Source organism: Streptomyces sp. AP-93, assembly GCF_022808175.1.
Classification (GTDB): domain Bacteria; phylum Actinomycetota; class Actinomycetes; order Streptomycetales; family Streptomycetaceae; genus Streptomyces.
The window spans coordinates 281497-302457 of record NZ_JALGBX010000008.1; the positions used below are offsets into that span (position 1 = coordinate 281497).

16 protein-coding genes are annotated in these 20961 nt (G+C 72.2%); 9 read left to right on the forward strand and 7 right to left on the reverse strand.

Annotation, left to right across the window (positions count from 1 at the left end; all coding sequences use genetic code 11):
- Positions 1-186: 186 nt before the first annotated feature.
- Complete coding sequence (gene iolC / locus MTF69_RS16265) at positions 187-1248, reverse strand: 5-dehydro-2-deoxygluconokinase (protein WP_243334987.1); 1062 nt, start codon at positions 1246-1248, stop codon at positions 187-189.
- 66 nt (positions 1249-1314) lie between these two features.
- Here iolC and MTF69_RS16270 point away from each other — a divergent pair, with 66 nt between their 5' ends.
- The 3 genes from MTF69_RS16270 (at position 1315) to MTF69_RS16280 (ending at position 3807) form a co-directional block, all read left to right on the forward strand.
- Complete coding sequence (locus MTF69_RS16270) at positions 1315-2229, forward strand: sugar phosphate isomerase/epimerase (protein WP_243334989.1); 915 nt, start codon at positions 1315-1317, stop codon at positions 2227-2229.
- Between the two features lie 43 nt (positions 2230-2272).
- On the forward strand, positions 2273-3286 hold the full coding sequence (locus tag MTF69_RS16275) for a Gfo/Idh/MocA family protein (protein ID WP_243334991.1): 1014 nt from the start codon (positions 2273-2275) through the stop codon (positions 3284-3286).
- A 320-nt stretch (positions 3287-3606) separates the two neighbouring features.
- Positions 3607-3807: an AlpA family transcriptional regulator gene (locus MTF69_RS16280; RefSeq protein ID WP_030297784.1), complete on the forward strand. Its 201-nt coding sequence runs from the start codon at positions 3607-3609 to the stop codon at positions 3805-3807.
- Between the two features lie 45 nt (positions 3808-3852).
- On the opposite strand, the gene MTF69_RS16285 is transcribed toward MTF69_RS16280, so the two are convergent.
- On the reverse strand, positions 3853-6096 hold the full coding sequence (locus MTF69_RS16285; RefSeq protein ID WP_243334993.1) for an MMPL family transporter: 2244 nt from the start codon (positions 6094-6096) through the stop codon (positions 3853-3855).
- A gap of 140 nt (positions 6097-6236) precedes the next feature.
- Here MTF69_RS16285 and MTF69_RS16290 point away from each other — a divergent pair, with 140 nt between their 5' ends.
- Positions 6237-6947, forward strand: a complete 711-nt coding sequence (locus MTF69_RS16290; protein ID WP_243334995.1) for a TetR/AcrR family transcriptional regulator — start codon at positions 6237-6239, stop codon at positions 6945-6947.
- On the opposite strand, the gene MTF69_RS16295 is transcribed toward MTF69_RS16290, so the two are convergent.
- The gene (locus tag MTF69_RS16295; protein ID WP_243335109.1) at positions 6925-8184 is read right to left on the reverse strand and encodes a cation:proton antiporter; all 1260 of its coding nucleotides are present in this window, start codon (positions 8182-8184) and stop codon (positions 6925-6927) included. The two genes, MTF69_RS16290 and MTF69_RS16295, sit on opposite strands and share 23 nt — an antisense overlap.
- Before the next feature lie 186 nt (positions 8185-8370).
- Here MTF69_RS16295 and MTF69_RS16300 point away from each other — a divergent pair, with 186 nt between their 5' ends.
- Both MTF69_RS16300 and MTF69_RS16305 read left to right on the forward strand, forming a co-directional pair.
- On the forward strand, positions 8371-8604 hold the full coding sequence (locus MTF69_RS16300) for a heavy-metal-associated domain-containing protein (protein WP_243334997.1): 234 nt from the start codon (positions 8371-8373) through the stop codon (positions 8602-8604).
- A gap of 105 nt (positions 8605-8709) precedes the next feature.
- On the forward strand, positions 8710-10995 hold the full coding sequence (locus MTF69_RS16305) for a cation-translocating P-type ATPase (protein ID WP_243334999.1): 2286 nt from the start codon (positions 8710-8712) through the stop codon (positions 10993-10995).
- A 303-nt stretch (positions 10996-11298) separates the two neighbouring features.
- On the opposite strand, the gene MTF69_RS16310 is transcribed toward MTF69_RS16305, so the two are convergent.
- Both MTF69_RS16310 and MTF69_RS16315 read right to left on the reverse strand, forming a co-directional pair.
- Positions 11299-12588: a citrate synthase gene (locus MTF69_RS16310; protein WP_243335006.1), complete on the reverse strand. Its 1290-nt coding sequence runs from the start codon at positions 12586-12588 to the stop codon at positions 11299-11301.
- 183 nt (positions 12589-12771) lie between these two features.
- Complete coding sequence (locus tag MTF69_RS16315) at positions 12772-15018, reverse strand: ATP-dependent RecD-like DNA helicase (RefSeq protein ID WP_243335008.1); 2247 nt, start codon at positions 15016-15018, stop codon at positions 12772-12774.
- Positions 15019-15334: 316 nt separating this feature from the next.
- Here MTF69_RS16315 and MTF69_RS16320 point away from each other — a divergent pair, with 316 nt between their 5' ends.
- Positions 15335-15922, forward strand: coding sequence for a DUF937 domain-containing protein (locus tag MTF69_RS16320; RefSeq protein ID WP_243335010.1), 588 nt, complete (start codon positions 15335-15337; stop codon positions 15920-15922).
- Positions 15923-16188: 266 nt separating this feature from the next.
- On the opposite strand, the gene MTF69_RS16325 is transcribed toward MTF69_RS16320, so the two are convergent.
- Positions 16189-16959, reverse strand: a complete 771-nt coding sequence (locus MTF69_RS16325; RefSeq protein ID WP_243335012.1) for a hypothetical protein — start codon at positions 16957-16959, stop codon at positions 16189-16191.
- A gap of 59 nt (positions 16960-17018) precedes the next feature.
- On the reverse strand, positions 17019-17969 hold the full coding sequence (locus MTF69_RS16330) for an EamA family transporter (protein WP_243335014.1): 951 nt from the start codon (positions 17967-17969) through the stop codon (positions 17019-17021).
- 142 nt (positions 17970-18111) lie between these two features.
- Between MTF69_RS16330 and MTF69_RS16335 the strand changes: the two genes are divergently transcribed.
- On the forward strand, positions 18112-19068 hold the full coding sequence (locus tag MTF69_RS16335; RefSeq protein ID WP_243335018.1) for a LysR family transcriptional regulator: 957 nt from the start codon (positions 18112-18114) through the stop codon (positions 19066-19068).
- 10 nt (positions 19069-19078) lie between these two features.
- Positions 19079-20935: a glycoside hydrolase family 3 protein gene (locus MTF69_RS16340; protein ID WP_243335021.1), complete on the forward strand. Its 1857-nt coding sequence runs from the start codon at positions 19079-19081 to the stop codon at positions 20933-20935.
- Positions 20936-20961 lie beyond the last annotated feature (26 nt).

Genomic DNA, 20961 nt, shown 5'->3' on the forward strand with positions numbered 1-20961 from the left:
GACGGGGGTCTGGGGGCGGAGCCACCAGTTTCGGGAAGGGGCGGGGAGGGGAACGGCTCCGCGCAGCGGACCTCGCAGCCGCCCGCCAGGGGGAGCACGATCCACTCGGACTCCCCGCACGCGTGCGCGTACGGCTCCCCCGGGGAGAGGTCGAGCACGAGCAGCCTCGTCCAGTCCATCGCCCACTCAGACACCACCGGCACGGCCGAGCACCTCCTCCACTTCCCCGGCGAACGGCATCGCCGTCGAACACGCCAGCCGTGAGGCCACGATCGCCCCGGCCGCGTTCGCGTACCGGATCACCCGCTCCAACTCCCATCCCGCGAGGAGCCCGTGACACAGGGCCCCACCGAAGGCATCCCCGGCGCCCAGTCCGTTGACGACCGTCACCGGTACCGGCGGGAGGTCCGCCACCGTCCCGTCGCGGTGGACGGCCAGCACTCCCGCGGGGCCCCGCTTCACCACCGCCAGTTCGACTCCGGCCGCGAGCAGGGCCCGCGCGGCCGCGTACGGCTCGGTCTCGCCGGTGGCGATCGCGCACTCCTCGGCGTTGCCCACGGCCACCGTGGCGAAGGACAGCGCCCGGCGGTACCACTCCTGCGGCCCGGCGGCCGGACCGTCGGACGCCGGCCCGGCTGCGGCTTCGGCCCCCGGCACGGCGGCCCCGCCCCCGGGCACCGGCACCGGCCTGGCCCCGGTTCCCTCCCCGGAGGGCCACAGCATCGGGCGCCAGTCCAGGTCGAACACCGTGAACGGGCTCCTCCCACGCGCCTCCAGCGCCGCCAGCGTGGCCGTCCGGCTCGGCTCCGCGCTGAGCCCCGTACCGGTCATCCAGAACACCCGCGCCGCCCGCACCGCGTCGAGGTCGAGCTCGTCCGCGGCGATCTCCAGGTCGGGCGCCTTCGGGTACCGGTAGAAGTACAGCGGGAAATCGTCCGGCGGGAAGATCTCGCAGAAGGTCACCGGCGTCGGATAGGCCGCCACCTCCCCGGCCCACCGGTCGTCCACGCCGAACCCGCGCAGCTCCGCCCGGAGATACGCGCCGAAGGGGTCCGCGCCGGTCCGGGTGATCACCGCGGTCCGCCGGCCCAGCCGGGCCGCCGCGACGGCGACGTTGGCCGGGGAACCGCCCAGGAACTTCCCGAAGGTGTCCGCCTCGCCGAGCGGTACGCCGGTCTTCAGGGGGTAGAGATCCACCCCGATCCGCCCCATTGTGATCAGGTCGAACGCCAACGGATCCGCAGCCATCACCACACCATTCCTCCCGACCGAGTGCTCCCCGTCCCCAAGAGCCTCGCACCCTAAGGTGGCCGTATGACGTCCTCACCACCCGCGTTGACCCGTATCCGCGTCGGTTCGGCTCCGGACTCCTGGGGGGTCTGGTTCCCCGACGATCCCCGGCAGACCCCGTGGGACCGGTTCCTCGACGAGGTCGCCGAAGCCGGGTACGAGTGGATCGAGCTCGGCCCCTACGGCTATCTCCCCACCGATCCCGTCCGGCTCGCCGACGAGGTCGGGGCGCGCGGCCTGCGGGTCTCCGCGGGAACCGTCTTCACCGGACTCCATCACGGGCCCGCCGTGTGGGAGGAGACCTGGGAGCACGTGTCGCGGATCGCGGAGCTCACCCGGGCCATGGGTGCGGCGCACCTCGTCTCGATCCCGTCCTTCTGGCGGGACGACAAGACCGGCGAGGTGCTGGAGGACCGCACCCTCACCCCGGAGGGCTGGCGCGAACTGACCACGCAGACCGAGCGGCTGGGTAAGCGGGTCCAGGACGAGTACGGGCTGCGGATCGTCGTCCACCCGCACGCGGACACGCACATCGACACCCCCGAGAACGTGGCGCGCTTCCTCGACGCCACCGACCCGGCGCTGGTCTCCCTCTGCCTGGACACCGGGCACTACGCGTACTGCGGCGGCGACAGCGTCCGGGCGATCGAGACCTTCGGCGAGCGGATCGGCTACCTCCACCTCAAGCAGGTCGATCCGCGGATCCTCGCCGAAGTCGTCCGGGACCAGGTCCCCTTCGGGCCGGCCGTGGCCCGCGGGGTGATGTGCGAGCCGCCCGCGGGGGTGCCCGCGCTGGAACCGGTGCTGGCGGCCGCCGAGCGGCTCGGCGTGGACCTGTTCGCCATCGTGGAGCAGGACATGTACCCGTGCCCGCCCGACCAGCCGCTCCCGATCGCCCGCCGCACCCGCGCCCACCTGCGCTCCTGCGGCGCCCGTTGAACCGGATCCCCCGGCCGTACGAACCCTCGTGGAGGAACACGACATGACCAGCACGCTCGGCATCGCCGTCATCGGTACCGGGAAGATGGGCTCCGACCACGTCCGCCGTTTCGGCCGGACGGTCGGCGGGGCCCGGGTGGTGGCCGTGGCCGACCCGGACGGGGACCGGGTCAAGGAGGTCGCGGCCGGTCTGGAGGGGGCGAGCGCGCACACCGATCCGGCGGCCGCGATCGCGGCGCCCGGGGTGGACGCCGTACTGATCGCCTCGCCCGGGCCCGCCCATGAGGAAGCGATCCTGCACGCGCTGGAGCGGCGGCTGCCGGTGCTCTGCGAGAAGCCGCTGACCCCCGATCCGGCGGGCGCCCTGCGGATCATGGAGGCGGAGGCGCGGCTGGGCCGCCGGCTCGTCCAGGTCGGCTTCATGCGGCGCTATGACGCCGAGTACGCGCGGCTCAAGGAGCTCCTCGACGCGGGCGGTATCGGGCGGCCGCTGTTCCTGCACTGCCGGCACCGCAACGCCGCCTCGCCGTCCTTCTTCACCAGCGACATGCTGATCAGCGATTCGGTGGTGCACGAGGTGGACGCGGCCCGCTGGCTGCTGGGCCAGGAGATCACCGCGGTGACCGTGCTCTCCCCGACGCCCGCCTCGGCCGCCCCCGAGGGGCTGCTCGATCCCCGGTTCGTCCTCATGGAGACCTCCGGAGGCGCCGTGGTCGACGTGGAGATCTTCGTCAACTGCGGCTTCGGCTACCAGGTGCAGTGCGAGGCGGTCGGCGAATCCGGCACCGCCCGGATCGGCGACGGCCACGCGATGGTCGTCCAGTCGGCGGGCCGGTGGGGCGGGGAGATCGACCAGGACTTCACGGTGCGGTTCGCCGACGCCTACGACCGCCAGCTCCGCCGCTGGGTCGCCGCCGCCGCGCTGGGCCGGGTGGACGGTCCCGACGCGTGGGACGGCTACGCGGCGGCGGCCGTGTCCGAGGCGGGCCTCACCGCGGCACGCAGCGGCGTACGGACCCAGGTGGAACTGGCCCAACGCCCGGCCCTCTACCGCTGATCCGCCCGGCCCGGCCGCGGGGCACACCCCTCGGCCGGTCCGCGGAGGAGGGGGTCACCTGCGCCGCGTGGTCCACCTGGCCCACTCGGCCCACGTTTTCCGTCTGCTCCCCGTGTGCCACCCCTGTCACGGGGGTCGCCCTTGTGTCACGCATGTCCGCATTACGCGGGTCTTCCGTCACAGCCGGACGACAGCCCCTCCCCTGGCCTCACCCTGCGTCGTTCCCCGGGCACAACCTGAGTGATCGTCAGTGTCCACGCGCCGGCTCCCCCGACGGCCTCCCGGCCGGCCCCGCGGCGTGGACAAGGAGGTGTTCGAGGATGAGCGACCGACAGCTGTGGTCGTACAAGGAGATCGCCGCTCACATCCGGGTCCAGCCGGACACGGTGCGCTCCTACCGCAAGCACGGGCTGCTGCCCGCACCCGACCACGTGGAGGGCGGCAAGCCCTACTGGTACGCCGACACCATCCGCACCTGGGTGGCGCGCCGGCCGGGCAACCGCGGACGCCGCGAGGACTGACCCGGCGTCCGGTCCAGGGACGGGACCCTCCAGGGGCCCCGTCCGCTAGCGGCTCCCGGCGGGCACCGGCTCGGGCTCGGCCCGCCCGGCGGCCGGCGCCGGCTCCCCCTCGCTCAGCCCGAAGCGTTCGTGCAGTCTGCGCAGCGGCGCCGGCGCCCACCAGGTGGCCTTCCCGGTCAGCTTCATCACCGCCGGCACGAGCAGGCTCCGCACGACCATCGCGTCCATCAGCACGGCCAGCGCGATCCCCAGGCCGAGCATCTTCGTGTTGGTCACCCGTGAGCTGCCGATGGCGACCATCACCACCGCCAGGATCACTGCCGCCGCGGTGATCAGTCCGCCCGTGCGGGTCAGCCCGGTGCGCACCGCCCCCTCGTGGTCTCCGGTCCGGTCGTACTCCTCCTTGATCCGGGATATGAGGAACACCCCGTAGTCCATGGAGAGTCCGAAGGCGATGCAGAACATCAGCACGGGCAGGGTGGTCTCGATGTCCCCGGTGGGGGTGAAGGAGAGCAGTCCGGAGAGGTGACCCTCCTGGAAGACCCACACCACCGCTCCGAACATCGCGGTCAGGCTGAGCGCGTTGAGCAGCACGGCCTGAACGGGTATCAGCAGGCTCCCGGTGAGCAGGAAGACCAGGAGCAGCGTGGCCAGCACCACGACGGCCAGGGCCAGGGGCAGTTCCTCGGCTATGGCGTCGCGGGCGTCGACGAGCACTGCGGCCTGTCCGGTCACCGCGGTGTCGAAGGGCGCATCCACCGCTCTGACCAGGCCCACCAGGTCCTGGGCCTGCTCTCCCACCTCCTCGCCTTCGGTGAGCACCGAGAAGTAGGCGTATCCGGTGCCGGTGGCCGAGCTCACCGGACCTTCCACCCCCAGCACTCCGGGCAGGGCCGCCACCCGCCGCTCGTAGGCGTCGAGATCGGCGACGGAGGCCCCCTCGGTCAGTACGGTCAGTGCTCCGCCGGGGCTGCCGGGGAAGCCTTCGCGGATGTGCTGCTGCACGACATGCGATTCGGCGGTCGCCGGCAGCTGCCGGTCGTCCACGGTGCCGAACTTCACTCCGAGGAAGGGCAGTCCGAGGAGCAGCAGTCCGGCGGTGGTGGCCACGGCGAACACCGGGGCGCGACGCATGACCAGGTCCGTCAGCCGGGCCCAGCCCCGCCCGTCCCCGGCCCGGCCCGGGTCGCTCCCGCCCGGCCCGGCCCGGCGCCACAGCCGGCGCAGGTCGAAGGAGTTGACCCGCTCACCCAGCAGCACCAGCGCCGCGGGCAGCAGGATGAGCGCGGCCGCCGCGGCGAGCAGGACCACCGCGACTCCGGCGTAGGCGAAGGAGCGCAGGAAGTACATCGGGAAGAAGAGCATGGCCGAGAGGGCGACGGCCACGGTCAGTGCCGAGAACAGCACCGTCCGCCCGGCGGTGCGCAGGGTGACTCCGACGGCCGCCACCGGGTCGCGCCCGGCGGCCAGCTCCTCGCGGAACCTCCGCACGATGAACAGGGCGTAGTCGACGGCGAGTCCGAGTCCGAGGGCGGTGGTCAGGTTCTGCGCGAAGACGGAGACGTCGGTGATCTCGGTGAGCCCGCGCAGCACGGCATTGGTTCCGATGATGGCGACGATGCCGACACCGAGGGGCAGCAGGGCCGCGACGGCGCTGCCGAAGACGAGGACGAGCAGGACGAGCGTCACGGGCAGGGCGATCAGCTCGGCGAGCAGCAGGTCCTCCTGGATGGTGGAGGTCACCTCGCGCTGGACGGCGGCCGGACCGCCGAGGGAGACCTTCACCGGTCCGTGCTCGCCGCGGTAGCCCGGGACGATCCGGTCCAGGACGGCATTGGCCGCCTTCTCGTCGCCCAGCACCCGGGCGGCTATCAGGGCCTGCCGGCCGTCCTTGGAGCGCAGGGTGGGCAGCCCGGTCCGCCAGTACGAACCCACGCCGGTCACCCCCTGCTCGGCGGCGAGCCGCACCGTCAGCCGCTCCGCCTCGGCGGCGACGGCGGGGTCGTCCACCCCGGCCGTCCCGGCGGCGGCTCCGGCGTCGACGAGCAGCAGCAGATTGGGCTGGGAGCCGGGGAACTCGCGCTCCAGCGCCTTGGTGGCATAGGCGGAGCGGGCACCGGGATCCTCCCAGCCGCCGCTTCCGAGGCGGTCGGCGACGCCGCCGCCCGCGAAGACGGCCAGGGCCGTGACCACGAGGGCGAGCAGGAGCGAGAGCCTCGGCCGTGTGGTGACGAACCCGGTCCACCGGCCGCCCTCCCCAGGCGACGGCGGTTTCTTGATTTCGGACATGTCTCGGTGTCCCCTTCACCGCGATTGCCAAGCCGCTTAGACTGGCAAACACGAGCAGTCGCTCGCGTTTCTCAAGAATGCGAGCGATCACTCGTGTTTGTCAATCACCCACGGGGATCACGGGAAGCTAGGGCTTGGACATGCGGGAGACCTCTCGGACCAAGAGCGCGGACAAAGCGGGCGAATCGATCACGGAGGCGGCGCTGAGCGCAGCAGCGGAAACCGCCCCCCGCCGCCGACAGGCCCGCGGCGAGCGCCGGATCGCCCAGCTCCTGACAGCCGCCGCCGGGGTGTTCTGCCGTACGGGTTACGCGGCGGCCAGCACCAACGCCATCGCCCGCGAGGCCGGCGTGTCCCCGGGCACGCTCTACCAGTTCTTCCCGAACAAGGAGGCCATCGCCGTCGAGCTGGGCGGACACCTCCTCCAGCGCGCCCACGAGGCGCACGGCCGGGCCTTCCTCCTCGAGAACCTGGACCGTCCGCTGCCCGATCTGCTCGACGCCGTCCTGGATCCGGTCATCGCCTTCAACTGCGAGAATCCGGCCTTCTGGGCGCTCATGCACGGCTCCGGAATCCCCGGCATCGCCCAGGAACACGACGAGCTGCACGTCGGCCTGCAGACCCGCGTCGAGGGGCTGCTGCGCGCCTGCGTCACCCCGGCCGCCTCCGGCGCCCCCGCCACCGACACGGAGCTCGCCCACGTCGCCCACATGGTGCTCGGGATCATGAAGACCTCGCTCGAACTGATCCTGGCCAGCGAGGGCGCGGAACGGGCCGCGTACATCGCGCAGCTGAAGACCGTCCTGCTCCGCTACCTGGACCCGATGATCACCACGCCTCCTCCTCACTGACCATCTTCCCGACGTCCCCGGGCCCGCCGGAGCCGGCTCCCGGGGCGGACCCGTCGGCGGACCCGTCGCCGGATCCCGCCCGCAACCGCAGCCCCAGCAGCGGGAAGACCAGTACGGACACCATCCCGGCCCCGACCAGCGCCGCGGCCTCCCCCGACCCCAGCTTTCCGTCCTGCACGCCCAGGGTGGTGATCGCCACCACCAACGGCAGCGCCGTGGAGCCGAACAGCACCAGCGCCGACCGGTCCCGGCGCCCGAGGTCCCGGGGGGCCAGCAGCCACATCGGGAGCCCCCGCACCACGAGGAAGAGCAGCAGGAACACCGGCAGCAACAGCAGCACCCGCCCGCCCCCGAGCAGCGCGTCGAGGTCGAACTCGATCCCGGTGACCACGAAGAAGAGCGGCACCAGGAAGCCGAAGCCCATGGCCTCCACCTTCGACAGCACGGCCTCGCTGCTCTCCGGGGCGGCCCCGTGCAGCACGAGCCGGGTGATCAGCCCGGCGGCGAAGGCGCCGAGGAGGACGTCGAGGCCGAGCACCTCGGACAGCGCCAGGAACGCCACGAGGATCAGCACCACCAGGCGCACCGCGAACTGCCCGCTGCTGTGCAGGGTCTTGGAGATGACCCGGGCGAACCAGGGCGGCTTTGGCCGCATCGCCCAGAACACGGCGGCCGCCGTGAGCACGGCGAAGCCGATCAGCAGCGCCGCCGACTGCCCCGGTGCCCGGCCGCTGAGCAGCAGGGCCATCGCGATGATCGGCCCGAACTCGCCGACCGCGCCCATCGCCATCATCACCGAGCCGAACCGGCTCTGGAGGTCCCCCGAGTCCCGCAGGACCGGCAGGATCGTGCCGAGGGCGGTACTGGTGAGCGCGGTGCCGATGTAGACGCCCTTCTCGAATCCGCCGCCCGACAGCAGCAGGCCGAGCCCGAGCCCCAGCGCCAGGGCGGCCACCCAGGCCCACACCGACCGCTTCAGGGTGTCGCCCTTGACCTGGGCGAACTGGATCTCGTAGCCGGCCAGGAAGATCAGCATGGCGAGGCCGAGCTCGCTCAGTACGTCGATGACCTCGGTGGAATGTGCCCAGCCGAGGACGTCGGGCCCGACCAGGACGCCCAGGACGATCTCGAAGATCACCAGTGGGACGGGGAGCCGGCGGGAGACCCCGTACGCCAGCAGGGGCGCGAGCACGGCGATCGACATGATCAGGATGAGAGTGGTCCCCGAGTGCGCCATGTGTGCCATTTACATACGGTTCGCGCGGATTGTCCACCGCAAAAGATCTCGCCGAACGCCTGCCGGATGCTCGCGTTGATACCCCCTAGGGGTATAGTCTCGAAGTGTCGGGATGAACGGTGGACTCTCCACGAGCGATCCGCCGTCTTCCGGCCGCCCGGAAACGCCCTTGAAGAGGAGAACGACATGAGCGCCGACACGGACACCCAGACCACCACCGTCTACCGGGTGACCGGCATGACCTGTGGGCACTGCGAGGGTGCGGTGACCACCGAGCTCTCCGCCCTGGCCGGCGTCACCTCGGTCAAGGCCGTCGCCGCGACCGGCGAGGTCACCGTCGTCTCGGCCGCCCCGCTCGACGAGGCCGCCGTACGCGCCGCCGTCGACGAGGCCGGCTACGAGCTCGCCGGCCAGGCCTGAGCCCTCCCCCTTCGGCACGCATCTCTTAGGCACAGCCCCGCCGGGCCGTACCGGCCAGCTCATACTGGTTCCGTACGGCCCGGCCCACCCCCTGGAGCCCGGATCATGAGCAGCAGCACAGTGCACGACGGACCCATAGCGGCGGCCCGCGCCGCCGAGCCCACGGCCGAGGTCGAGCTGACCATCGGCGGGATGACCTGCGCCTCCTGCGCGGCCCGCATCGAGAAGAAGCTGAACCGGATGGACGGCGTCACCGCCTCGGTGAACTACGCCACCGAGAAGGCCAAGGTCGCGTACGGCGAAGGCGTAGCGGTCGCCGACCTCATCGCCACGGTGGTCAAGACCGGCTACACCGCACAGGAGCCCCCGCCGCCGGAACCCGAACCGGAGCCGCAGGCCGCCGAGGCCCAGGAAGCCCGCGACCCCGAACTGGCCGCACTGCGCCAGCGCCTCCTGGTCTCCGTGGCGCTGTCGCTGCCCGTCGTCCTGCTCGCGATGGTCCCGGCCCTCCAGTTCGACAACTGGCAGTGGCTCTCGCTGACCCTCGCCGCCCCCGTCGTCGTCTGGGGCGCCTTCCCCTTCCACAAGGCCGCCTGGACCAACGCCCGGCACGGCGCCGCCACCATGGACACCCTGGTCTCGGTGGGCACCCTGGCCGCCTTCGCCTGGTCGCTGTGGGCCCTGTTCTTCGGCCACGCCGGCATGCCCGGCATGCGGCACGGCTTCGACTTGACCGTCTCCCGCACCGACGGCTCCTCGGCGATCTACCTGGAGGTGGCGGCCGGAGTCGTCAGCTTCATCCTGCTCGGCCGGTACCTGGAGGCCCGCTCGAAGCGGAAGGCCGGCGCGGCCCTCAAGGCCCTGATGCGGCTCGGCGCCAAGGACGTGGCGGTCCTGCGCGGCGGGACCGAGGTACGCATCCCCGTGAGCGCGCTCGCCGTGGGCGACCGCTTCCTCGTCCGGCCCGGCGAGAAGATCGCCACCGACGGCACGGTCGTCGAGGGCAGCTCCGCCGTGGACGCCGCCATGCTGACCGGTGAATCGGTCCCGGTCGAGGTCACCGTGGGCGACACCGTCACCGGAGCCACCGTCAACACCTCGGGCCGCCTCGTCGTCGAGGCCACCCGCGTCGGCTCGGACACCCAGCTCGCCCGGATGGCCAAGCTGGTCGAGGACGCGCAGAACGGCAAGGCCGAGGTGCAGCGCCTCGCCGACCGGATCTCCGCGGTCTTCGTCCCCATCGTGCTCGTACTGGCGCTGGGCACCTGGGTCACCTGGCTGCTGATCACCGACAACCCGACGGCCGCCTTCACCGCCGCCGTGGCCGTCCTGATCATCGCCTGCCCGTGCGCCCTGGGCCTGGCCACCCCGACCGCGCTGATGGTCGGCACCGGCCGGGGCGCGCAGCTCGGCATCCTGATCAAGGGCCCCGAGGTGCTGGAGTCCACCCGTCGCGTGGACACCGTCGTCCTGGACAAGACCGGCACCGTGACCACCGGCCGGATGACCCTGACCGGCACCCACCCCGCCGAGGGCGTGGACCGGGCCGAACTGCTGCGCCTGGCCGGTTCGCTGGAGCACGCCTCCGAGCACCCGATCGCCCGGGCCATCGCGGCGGGCGCCGCGGAGCTCCCCGGCGGCCTGACGGTCCCGGAGGGCTTCGAGAACCACGGCGGCCTCGGCGTGCAGGGCCTGGTCGACGGACACGCGGTCCTGGTGGGTCGCGAGAAGCTGCTCGCCGACTGGTCCATCGTGCTGCCCGACGCCCTCGCCGAGGCCAAGGCCGCCGCCGAGGCGGAGGGTTCCACGGCCGTCCTGGTCGCCTGGGACGGGGAGGCCCGCGGGGTGCTGACCGTGGCCGACGCGGTCAAGGAGACCAGCGCCGAGGCCGTGTCCCGGCTGCGGGCCCTGGGCCTGACCCCGGTCCTGCTGACCGGCGACAACAAGGCAGTGGCGCAGACGGTGGCCCGCGCGGTGGGCATCGAGGAGGTCATCGCCGAGGTCCTCCCGCAGGACAAGGTCGACGTCGTCCGCCGGCTTCAGGCCGAGGGCCGTACCGTCGCCATGGTCGGCGACGGGGTCAACGACGCGGCCGCACTGGCCCAGGCCGACCTGGGGCTGGCCATGGGCACCGGCACCGACGCGGCGATCGAGGCGAGCGATCTGACCCTCGTACGGGGCGACTTGCGGGTCGCGGCGGACGCGATCCGGCTCTCGCGCCGGACCCTGGCCACCATCAAGGGCAACCTCTTCTGGGCCTTCGGCTACAACGTCGCGGCGCTGCCGCTGGCCGCCGCCGGACTGCTCAACCCGATGATCGCGGGGGCCGCGATGGCCTTCTCCTCGGTCTTCGTGGTCACCAACAGCCTGCGGCTGCGCTCCTTCCGCTAGTGATCACCCTTCACGTCTCGCGCACATCACCTTCACACGAGACGCAGATCACAGCGACCCCAACGTAACCTTCGGGCAGCCCCGTGGGTCTAATGGGTCAATGCCGGAAACGTGTTGGGACGACTACACGTTTTCTCCGGCACGCAGACACCCGGTCCGGGTCCCGTGGGGGGAATCCGTTCCGGGGTAAGGAAAGCGCCCCGACCTTCGACCCGTGGGGGGATCGATGGCGGGGCGCTTTTCCTGTTCTACGAGCTGTACAAGCTGTACGAGTCCTGCGGGTACTGCGGCTCGACCCTCGGGTCAGCGGGACTCGACCGGAACGAAGTCGCGCAGGACCTCGCCGGTGTAGATCTGGCGCGGGCGGCCGATGCGGGAGCCGGGCTCCTTGATCATCTCGTGCCACTGGGCGATCCAGCCGGGCAGCCGGCCGATCGCGAACAGCACGGTGAACATCTCGGTCGGGAAGCCCATGGCCCGGTAGATCAGACCGGTGTAGAAGTCCACGTTCGGGTAGAGGTTGCGCTCGACGAAGTACTCGTCGGCCAGCGCGTGCTCTTCCAGCTTCAGGGCGATGTCGAGGAGCTCGTCGTCCTTGCCGAGCGCCGAGAGGACATCGTGCGCCGCCGCCTTGATGATCTTCGCCCGGGGGTCGAAGCTCTTGTAGACGCGGTGCCCGAAGCCCATCAGGCGGACGCCGTCTTCCTTGTTCTTCACCTTGCGGATGAAGGCGTCGACGTCGCCGCCGTCGTTCTTGATGCCTTCGAGCATCTCCAGAACCGACTGGTTGGCGCCACCGTGCAGCGGACCCCACAGGGCCGAGATGCCGGCGGAGATCGAGGCGAACATGTTCGCCTGCGAGGAGCCGACCAGACGCACGGTGGAGGTCGAGCAGTTCTGCTCGTGGTCCGCGTGCAGGATCAGCAGCTTGTCGAGCGCCGCGACCACGACCGGGTCCAGGTCGTACTCCTGGGCCGGCACGGAGAAGGTCATGCGCAGGAAGTTCTCGACGTAGCCGAGGTCGTTGCGCGGGTAGACCACCGGGTGGCCGACCGACTTCTTGTACGCGTAGGCCGCGATCGTCGGGAGCTTGGCCAGCAGCCGGATCGTCGAGAGGTTGCGCTGCTTCTCGTCGAACGGGTTGTGGCTGTCCTGGTAGAACGTCGACAGCGCGCTGACCACGGAGGACAGCATCGCCATCGGGTGCGCGTCGCGCGGGAAGCCGTCGTAGAAGCGCTTGACGTCCTCGTGCAGCAGCGTGTGCTGGGTGATCTCGTTGCGGAACGACGCGAGCTGGTCGACGGTCGGCAGCTCCCCGTTGATCAGCAGGTACGCGACCTCGATGAAGGTCGAGCGCTCCGCCAGCTGCTCGATCGGGTAACCGCGGTAGCGCAGGATGCCCTGCTCACCGTCGAGATAAGTAATGGCGGACTTATAGGCGGCGGTGTTTCCGTAGCCGCTGTCCAGGGTGACCAGCCCGGTCTGAGCCCTGAGCTTCGAGATGTCGAAGCCCTGGTCACCGACGGTGCTCTCGACCACCGGGTAGGTGTATTCACCGTCCGCGTACCGCAGTACTACAGAGTTGTCGCTCACGTCATCCCTCACCGACGTAGTGCCTCTTCTTCGAGGTGCCCTGACTGCCTCTACCTTCCCCCATTTGGCGCAGGTGAGTGCACTCGGGGTCGAGCTTTGGTGTTTTTGACGGCACTCAGTGCCGCCAGCCTGCACATCCTGCCCCCTCCACAACCGTTGTAGGAACCCCAAATGATCGATCATCTAGGTGATGTTTCCCACCGGTATACGGCCGGACAGCCTGGGTGCGACGGCCGTGTACCTCCTGCCTGCGGAAACGGTACGCACCGCCTGGCCCAGGGCTTTGCGGGACCCGACCAGGACGACCAGTTTCTTCGCCCGGGTGACCGCCGTGTAGAGCAGGTTCCGCTGGAGCATCATCCAAGCGCCGGTCGTGACCGGGATCACCACCGCCGGATACTCGCTCCCCTGGGAGCGGTGGATGGTGACGGCGTACGCGTGGGCCAGCTCGTCGAGCTCCGCGAACTCGTAGGCCACTTCCTCGTCTTCGTCCGTGCGGACCGTCAGCCGCTGTTCCTCCAGGTCAAGGCCGGTGACCACGCCGACGGTGCCGTTGAAGACCCCGTTGGCTCCCTTGTCGTAGTTGTTTCGGATCTGGGTGACCTTGTCGCCGACCCGGAAGACGCGGCCGCCGAACCGCTTCTCGGGCAGGCCCGGCCTGGCCGGGGTGACGGCCTGCTGGAGCAGGGCGTTGAGGTTCCCGGCGCCGGCCGGGCCGCGGTGCATCGGGGCGAGGACCTGGATGTCCCTCCGCGGGTCGAGGCCGAATCTGGCCGGAATGCGACGGGCGGCGACGTCGACGGCGAGCTTTCCGGCCTCCTCGGTGTCCTCCTCGGGGAAGAGGAAGAAGTCGGGCAGACCGTCGGTGATCGGCGGCAGGCCGGTGTTGATCCGGTGGGCGTTGGTGACCACGCCCGACTGCTGGGCCTGCCGGAAGATGGTCGTCAGCCGGACGGCGGGGACCGGACCGCCCTCGGCGAGCAGATCGCGCAGCACCTCGCCCGCGCCGACCGAGGGCAGCTGGTCCACGTCCCCGACCAGCAGCAGGTGGGCACCGGGTGCCACCGCCTTGACCAGCTTGTTCGCCAGCAGCAGGTCGAGCATCGAGGCCTCGTCCACGACGACCAGGTCCGCGTCGAGCGGACGCTCCCGGTCGTACGCCGCGTCCCCGCCCGGTTTGAGTTCCAGGAGCCGGTGCACGGTGGAGGCCTCGGCCCCGGTGAGCTCGGCCAGCCGCTTCGCCGCCCGGCCGGTGGGGGCGGCGAGGACGACCTTGGCCTTCTTTGCGCGGGCCAGCTCCACGATCGAGCGGACGGTGAAGGACTTCCCGCAGCCGGGCCCGCCGGTGAGGACCGCGACCCGGCGGGTGAGCGCGAGGCGGACCGCGTCCCGCTGCGCGGGGGCCAGCGTGGCTCCGGTGCGGCCGGCGAGCCAGCCCAGGGCCTTGTCCCAGTCCACGTCCCGGAAGGCGGGCAGCCGGTCCTCGTCCGCGTTCAGGAGGCGGCGTACCTGACCGGCCAGGGACAGCTCGGCGCGGTGGAACGGCACCAGGTACACGGCGGTGAGGGGGTCCGGGCCGCCCTGCGGGTCCGGCACGGATTCCCGTACGACCCCTTCCGGATCGGCGGCGAGCTCCGCCAGGCAGTCGATGACCAGCCCGGTGTCCACCTGGAGCAGCTTGACCCCGTCGGCGATGAGCCGGTCCTCCGGCAGGAAGCAGTGCCCCTGGTCGGTGGACTGGGACAGGGCGTACTGGAGCCCGGCCTTGACCCGCTCCGGACTGTCGTGCGGGATCCCGACGGCCTGCGCGATGCGGTCGGCGGTGAGGAAGCCGATGCCCCAGACGTCGGCGGCGAGCCGGTACGGCTGGTTGCGGACCACCGAAATGGAGGCGTCGGCGTACTTCTTGTAGATGCGCACCGCGATGGAGGTGGAGACGCCGACCCCCTGGAGGAAGACCATGACCTCCTTGATGGCCTTCTGCTCCTCCCAGGCCGCGCCGATCAGCCTGGTGCGCTTGGGGCCGAGGCCGGGCACTTCGATCAGCCGCTTCGGCTGCTCCTCGATGACGTCGAGGGTGTCGAGGCCGAAGTGCTCCACGATCCGGTCGGCGATCTTCGGGCCGATGCCCTTGATCAGGCCGGAGCCGAGGTAGCGCCGGATGCCCTGGATGGTCGCGGGCAGCAGCGTCGTGTAGTTCTCCACGGTGAACTGGCGGCCGTACTGGGGGTGTGAGCCCCAACGGCCCTCCATGCGCAGCGATTCACCCGGCTGGGCCCCGAGGAGGGAGCCCACGACCGTGAGCAGGTCGCCTGCGCCACGGCCGGTGTCCACCCGGGCGACCGTGTATCCGCTCTCCTCGTTGGCGTAGGTGATGCGCTCCAGCACCCCTTCGACCACCGCCGGCGCCACGGCCGCGTTCGTCGTCATGGCCCGAAGCTACAGCCCGGGTGCGACAGGCCCGCCGGGCCTGTGGAAAAACAGGCGGCCGACCGGGAGCGGCCAACCGGAAGCCGGCAGCCAAAAGGGGGTCCCGCCTTTCGGCCGGACCCCCTCACGGTTACCCCTCCCTCATCGGACTTCCCGATCCCCCCGGATCCCCCCCGGAAGTCCCGACGCAACATACGACCCGCGACCCCTGCGCGTGGTTGCACGCGATTCCGGAACTTTGCCTTTCCATTACCCAAGGGGGTTCCGGGCGCCACCCGAGGTGCCGCTGAATCGGCACAGAAGTAGCGTTTCAGACATGAGCGAACCTTCCTTCCAGGACGACGTGCTGAACGAACTCGGCGACGACCGGCTGACCGAGATCGCCGGCCTCCTCGGCACCGACACGAACGGCGCCCGTGACACCGTCGCGGCCACGGTCGGGGCGATGACCGGCGACCTCCAGCAGAAGGCCGACGCCGATGACGACGACGGCAACGAGGTCCGCCAGGCCTTCGCCGAGGTCACCCAGGCCCCGCTGGAAGGCGTGGCCACCCTCGGCGGCGGCCTCGGTGGCATGCTCAGCGGCGGGATGATGGCCGGCGTGCTCGCCAAGGTGAGCAAGCCCGTGGCCAACGCCGTCTCGAAGAAGACCGGCATCCCCGCGCCCACCGTCGCCCGGGTCATCGAGCTGCTGATCCCGGTCCTGCTGGCGGTCTTCGCCAAGCGCGCGGCCTCCCGGAAGGGCGGCGGCGGAGCCCCGACGGCGGCCGGCGGCGAGTCCCCGATCCCGTCGCCGGGAGCGGTACCGGGTGCGTCGGGCACCGCACCCACGGGCGCGGCCCCGGCGGCCGGCGGCAGCCTCGGCGACCTGCTCGGCCAGATCCTCGGCGGCGGCAAGAAGTAGCGCGCCTCACCCGTTCGGACGAATCGGCCCCGGGCCGGGTCCGGACCGCCCCCGCCGGGTCCGGACCCGGCGGTCCGGACCCGGGAAGTCCTTCAGGCGCCACACCGGCGATGTCCGGGTTCGGCGGTGGCCGGGGGTGCGGCCGCCGTCTCCTCCACCGGCTCGGCGGCCCCGTTCCCGATGCCGGTCACTTGGTTTCCACCCCTTCTGCGGCCACGCTCGGGGTCTCCGCTCCGGCCGTCGGGAGGCCGCCCCCCACGTGACGGTCAGTCTTGGTACTGGCCATCTGACACTCCGTAGACCCTGATCAATGAGTCGTCCCGGCCGGGGAAGGGCACGGCGTGCAGCCGGATCCCGGTCGCCGGGAGGGCCTCCAGACCGGTCAGGCCCGTGAGGGCCGGCAGGCCGGCGGCGGCGAGCGCCGCCGCCACCGGCCCGTCGCCCTCCCGGCTGTCCGTGGCCACGAGGAGCGCGCCCTGCCCGGCGAGCAGCGCCACGGCGTCCTCGGTGAGGTACGGGCCGGCCGCGCGGCCGGTCTGCACGACGACGGCGTGCCCCGCGAGGTTGAAGGGCGCCAGCGCGAGCCGGTCGGCGACCGGCGCTCCGGCTCCGAGGAGCCGGACCAGGACCACGGGAAGGTCCACCAGGCCGGCCAGGCCCGGTGCGGCGCCGGCCGCGCCCGTCGGCCAGGCGGCCCGGGTCGCGGGGCCGGTCAGGTCCGTCGTGATGCGGCCCTGGCCGGCGGAGCCGGGGTTCCGGGGGCCGGGGTTCCGGGGGCCGGGGTTCCGGGATCCGGTGTTCCGCGAGCCCTTGTGGGGCTCCTGGATCAGCTCCCGGCGGGTGATCTCCGTACTGCCGACCATCAGCAGTCCGAGGTGGCGGACGATCAGTTCACCCAGTTCCCCGTCGGCGATGTCGTCGCCGGGGATGTCCAGGCGGAACCCCTGCATCTGCAGGGCGCCTCCGTTGCTGAAGACGACCTCCGCGTCGAAGTCGACCCGCCACTGGCCGCTGCCGCCGTTCGTTCCCGTGGTCATGTTCCGTGTCCTCACGTTCTGCCGCGCCGAACCGGCATCTCCGGCTCAGGCGCAGTCGATCAGAGCTTTCTCCCGAGGGATGGGGCAGGTCTCGCTGGTCCTTCAGGGGTTCCCGCTAGCGGCCGCCCGCGGTCGGAAGCGGAACCGAGCCGGGCCTTCGGGGGCACCAGCGAGGTCACCGCCACCCCGCCGACCAGGAGCACGGCCGCCACCCAGCGCAGCCCGCTCACGCCCTCCCCCAGTACCAGGGCCGCGGAGCTCATCCCGAAGACCGGCACCAGCAGCGAGAAGGGGGCCACCGATGAGGCGGGATAGGCGCGCAGCAGGAACCCCCATGCCCCGAAGCCGAACACCGTGGTGATCCAGGCGAGGTACAGGATGACCCCGACCCCGCTCCAGTCGAGCCCGCGCAGCGCCGCCAGGTCCCGTTCCGGACCCTCCAGCAGGAGCGAGAGCCCCGCCAGCGGCAGCACCGGCACCACGCTCACCCACACCATGAAGTTCAGCGCGTCGGGCGGGGAGGCCTTGCGGGTCAGCACGTTGGACACGCCCCAGCACGCGGCGGCCGCGATCACCATGGTGAAGCCCAGCACCGGCCCGGAGGCGCCCTCGTCCACGGCGGCCACGGCGATCCCCGCGAAGGCCACGGCCATGCCCGCGATCCGCAGCCGGCCCGGCCGCTCCCCCAGGACGACGGCCGCGAACACGGCCGTGAACACCGCCTGCGCCTGGAGGACCAGCGAGGACAGCCCGGCCGGCATCCCGTTGTCCATCCCGGAGAACAGCAGCCCGAACTTGGCGATGCCGAGGACCACGCCGACCGAGATCACCCACTTCCAGGCCACCTTGGGCCGCCCGACGAAGAACACCGCCGGCAGGGCCGCGACGAGGAAGCGCAGGGCGGACAGCAGCAGCGGAGGGAACGATCCGAGCCCGAATTCGATGACGACGAAGTTGAAACCCCAGACTGCGGCCACGAGGACCGCGAGGGCTGTGTGGACGGGGCGCATGATCCGAGCATCGGCTCATCAACCGTTTAGCACCAGCACAGATGTCTTCAGGGTCGGATGTAGCAATGCTTCATCCAGAATCCGCTGTGCCGGCCGCCGCGGGCCCGGCCCGATCCGAACGGCACGCCCTAAGCTGACCGGCATGCTCGACCTCTCCCGGCTGCGCGCCCTGCACGCCGTCTCCGTCCACGGCTCGGTCGGCGCGGCCGCGGCCGCCCTCGGGTACACCCCCTCCGCCGTCTCCCAGCAGATCGCCAAGCTGGAACGGGAAACCCGCACCACGCTGCTCGAACGCCACGGCCGCGGGGTCGCCCTCACCGAGGAGGCCAAGCTGCTCGCCACGACGGCCCAGCAACTGATGGACATCTCGGAGCAGGCCGAGACCGCGCTGGAGGAGTCCCGCGGCCAGCCCATCGGCCGGCTGCGGGTCGCCGCCTTCGCCTCGGCCGCCCGCGGCCTGCTCCCCGGGGTCCTCGCGGACCTGGCCCACCGTCACCCGGCCCTGGAGGTACGGCTCACCGAGATCAACCCGCACCTCTCGATGGACCTGGTCACGCGCGGGGTCACCGACCTGGCCGTGACCCACGACTGGGACATCGCCCCGCTGCCCGCCCCCGAGGGCGTGGAGCAGGCGGTGATCGGGGACGACCGCTGCGACCTCCTCGTGCCGGCCGGACACCCCTTCACCTCCCGCGCCGTCATCCACCGATCGGACCTGGGCGGGCAGCGCTGGGTCTGCCAGCCGCCCGGCCGGGTCTGCCACGACTGGCTGGTACGGACCCTGCGCACGGCCGGGTTCGAGCCGGACATCACGCACGTCGCCGAGGAGAACCACACCCTCGTCGCGCTGGTCGCGGCCGGGCTCGGGGTGGCCGTCGTACCGCGGCTGGGCACCGGGACGCTGCCGCCCGGCGCGGTGGCCGTACCGCTGGAGCCGGGCCCCGTACGCCGGTTGTACGCCCTGTGGCGGACCGGGGCGGCCCGCCGGCCGGCGATCACCGAGGCCGTACGGACCCTGCGCGAGCACTGGCCCCGGGTCTCCCCCCGTACGGGGGACCCCGCGAGTGTCCCCCGCTCCGAATGCCCCGCCCCGCAGTAGGGTCCGGCGCGTGCCGAACCACGCCTCCCGCCGGACCCTGCTCACCGTGGCCGCCGTGGCCGCCGTCACCGCCGCGGGGGCCGCGTGCGCCTCGGTGGGCCCCGACCGGGACCCCGGCGGGCCCGTGCCCGACGACCCGCGGCCGGGCGACCGCGCACCGGGCCGCACCCCGGCCCCCCGGGTCCGGCCGCGCGAGACGATGGCGCGGATGAGCCTGGCCGAACTGGTCGGGCAGCTCTTCGTATCGCGGGCGTACGGGCATTCCGCGACCGAGCCCGACCCCGGGGACGCCGCGCTCAACCAGCAGCTGTTCGGGGTCCGCACCCCCGCCGAGCTGGTCGCCCGCTACCACCTCGGCGGGATCGTCTACTTCGGCTGGGCGCACAACACCCGCTCCCCGCGGCAGATCGCAGAGCTGTCTACGGGGCTCCAGCGGGCGGCCACGGACTCGGGGGCGGGCATCCCGCTGCTGCTCTCCATCGACCAGGAGCACGGCGCCGTCGCCCGCGTGGGCCGGCCCGCGACCCTGCTCCCGGGGGCCATGGCGCTGGGGGCCCTGACCCTGGGGACCGGCGGGTCCACCGCCGAGGCCCGCCGGGCCGCGCGCATCGCGGGCGCCGAGCTGGCGGCCATGGGCATCCGGCACAACTACGCCCCGGTGGCCGACGTGAACACCGACCCCGCCAACCCGGTCATCGGCGTACGGTCCTTCGGCGCCGACCCGCAGGCCGTGGCGGCCCTGGTCGCCGCCCAGATCCGCGGCTACCAGGGCGCCGGGGTGGCCGCCACGGCGAAGCACTTCCCGGGGCACGGGGACACCGGCACCGACAGCCACGTCGGGCTGCCGCTGATGACCCACACGCGCGCGCGGTGGGAGGAGCTGGACGAGCCGCCGTTCCGGGCGGCCGTGGAGGCGGGCGTGGACGTGGTGATGACGGCGCACATCGTCTTCCCCGCGCTCGACCCCTCGGGGGATCCGGCGACCCTCTCGCGGCCGATCGTCACCGGGATCCTGCGCGAACGCCTGGGCTTCCGCGGGGTGGTGGTGACCGACGCCCTCGACATGGCCGGGGTCCGCCAGAAGTACGGGGACGACCGGGTCCCGGTGCTGGCCCTGAAGGCGGGCTGCGACCAGCTGCTGAACCCGCCGGACCTGGGGCTGGCCGTCCGCAGCGTGCTGGCGGCCGTGGAGTCGGGCGAGCTGACGCGGGCCCGGATCGAGGAGTCGGTGCTGCGGATCCTGGAACTGAAGGCCCGCCGGGGCCTGTTCGATGCACCGACGCAGGACGCGGCCCGGGCGATGGACACCGTGGACGCGGCCGTCGGCATCCCGGCGCACCTGGCGGCCGCCGGGGAGATCGCGGACCGCACGACGACCCTGCTGGCCAATCCGGTGGGGCTGCTGCCGCTGGATCCGGCGGACCGGCCCCTGCTCCTGGTGACCGGGACCGACCCGGTCTCCCCCACGGGTACGACGGGACCCCCTACCGCGGTACTGGCCCGGGAGCTGTCGGCGCTGGGCTGCCGGGCGACGGCCCTGCCGCCCGCGCGTGCGGTGGCGGCCGCCCCCGGCAACGCGGCCGTGCTCGTGTGCACGTACAACGTCCCCGAAGGGGAGAGCCCGCAGCGCGAGCTGGTGACCGGGCTGCTGGCCACCGGGGTGCCGGTGGTCCTGGTGGCGATCCGCAACCCCTACGACCCGGCCCGGCTGCCGGCCTGCGCGGCCGAACTGGCCACCTACACCTGGACGGACGTGGAGCTGCGGGCGGCGGCCCGGGTGGTCACCGGGACCGTACGCCCCACGGGGCGCCTGCCGGTCCCGGTGCCGGGCCGGTACCCGCTGGGCCACGGGCTGGCGTACGGGTAGTCCCCGTACCCCCTCCCGCGGCCCCG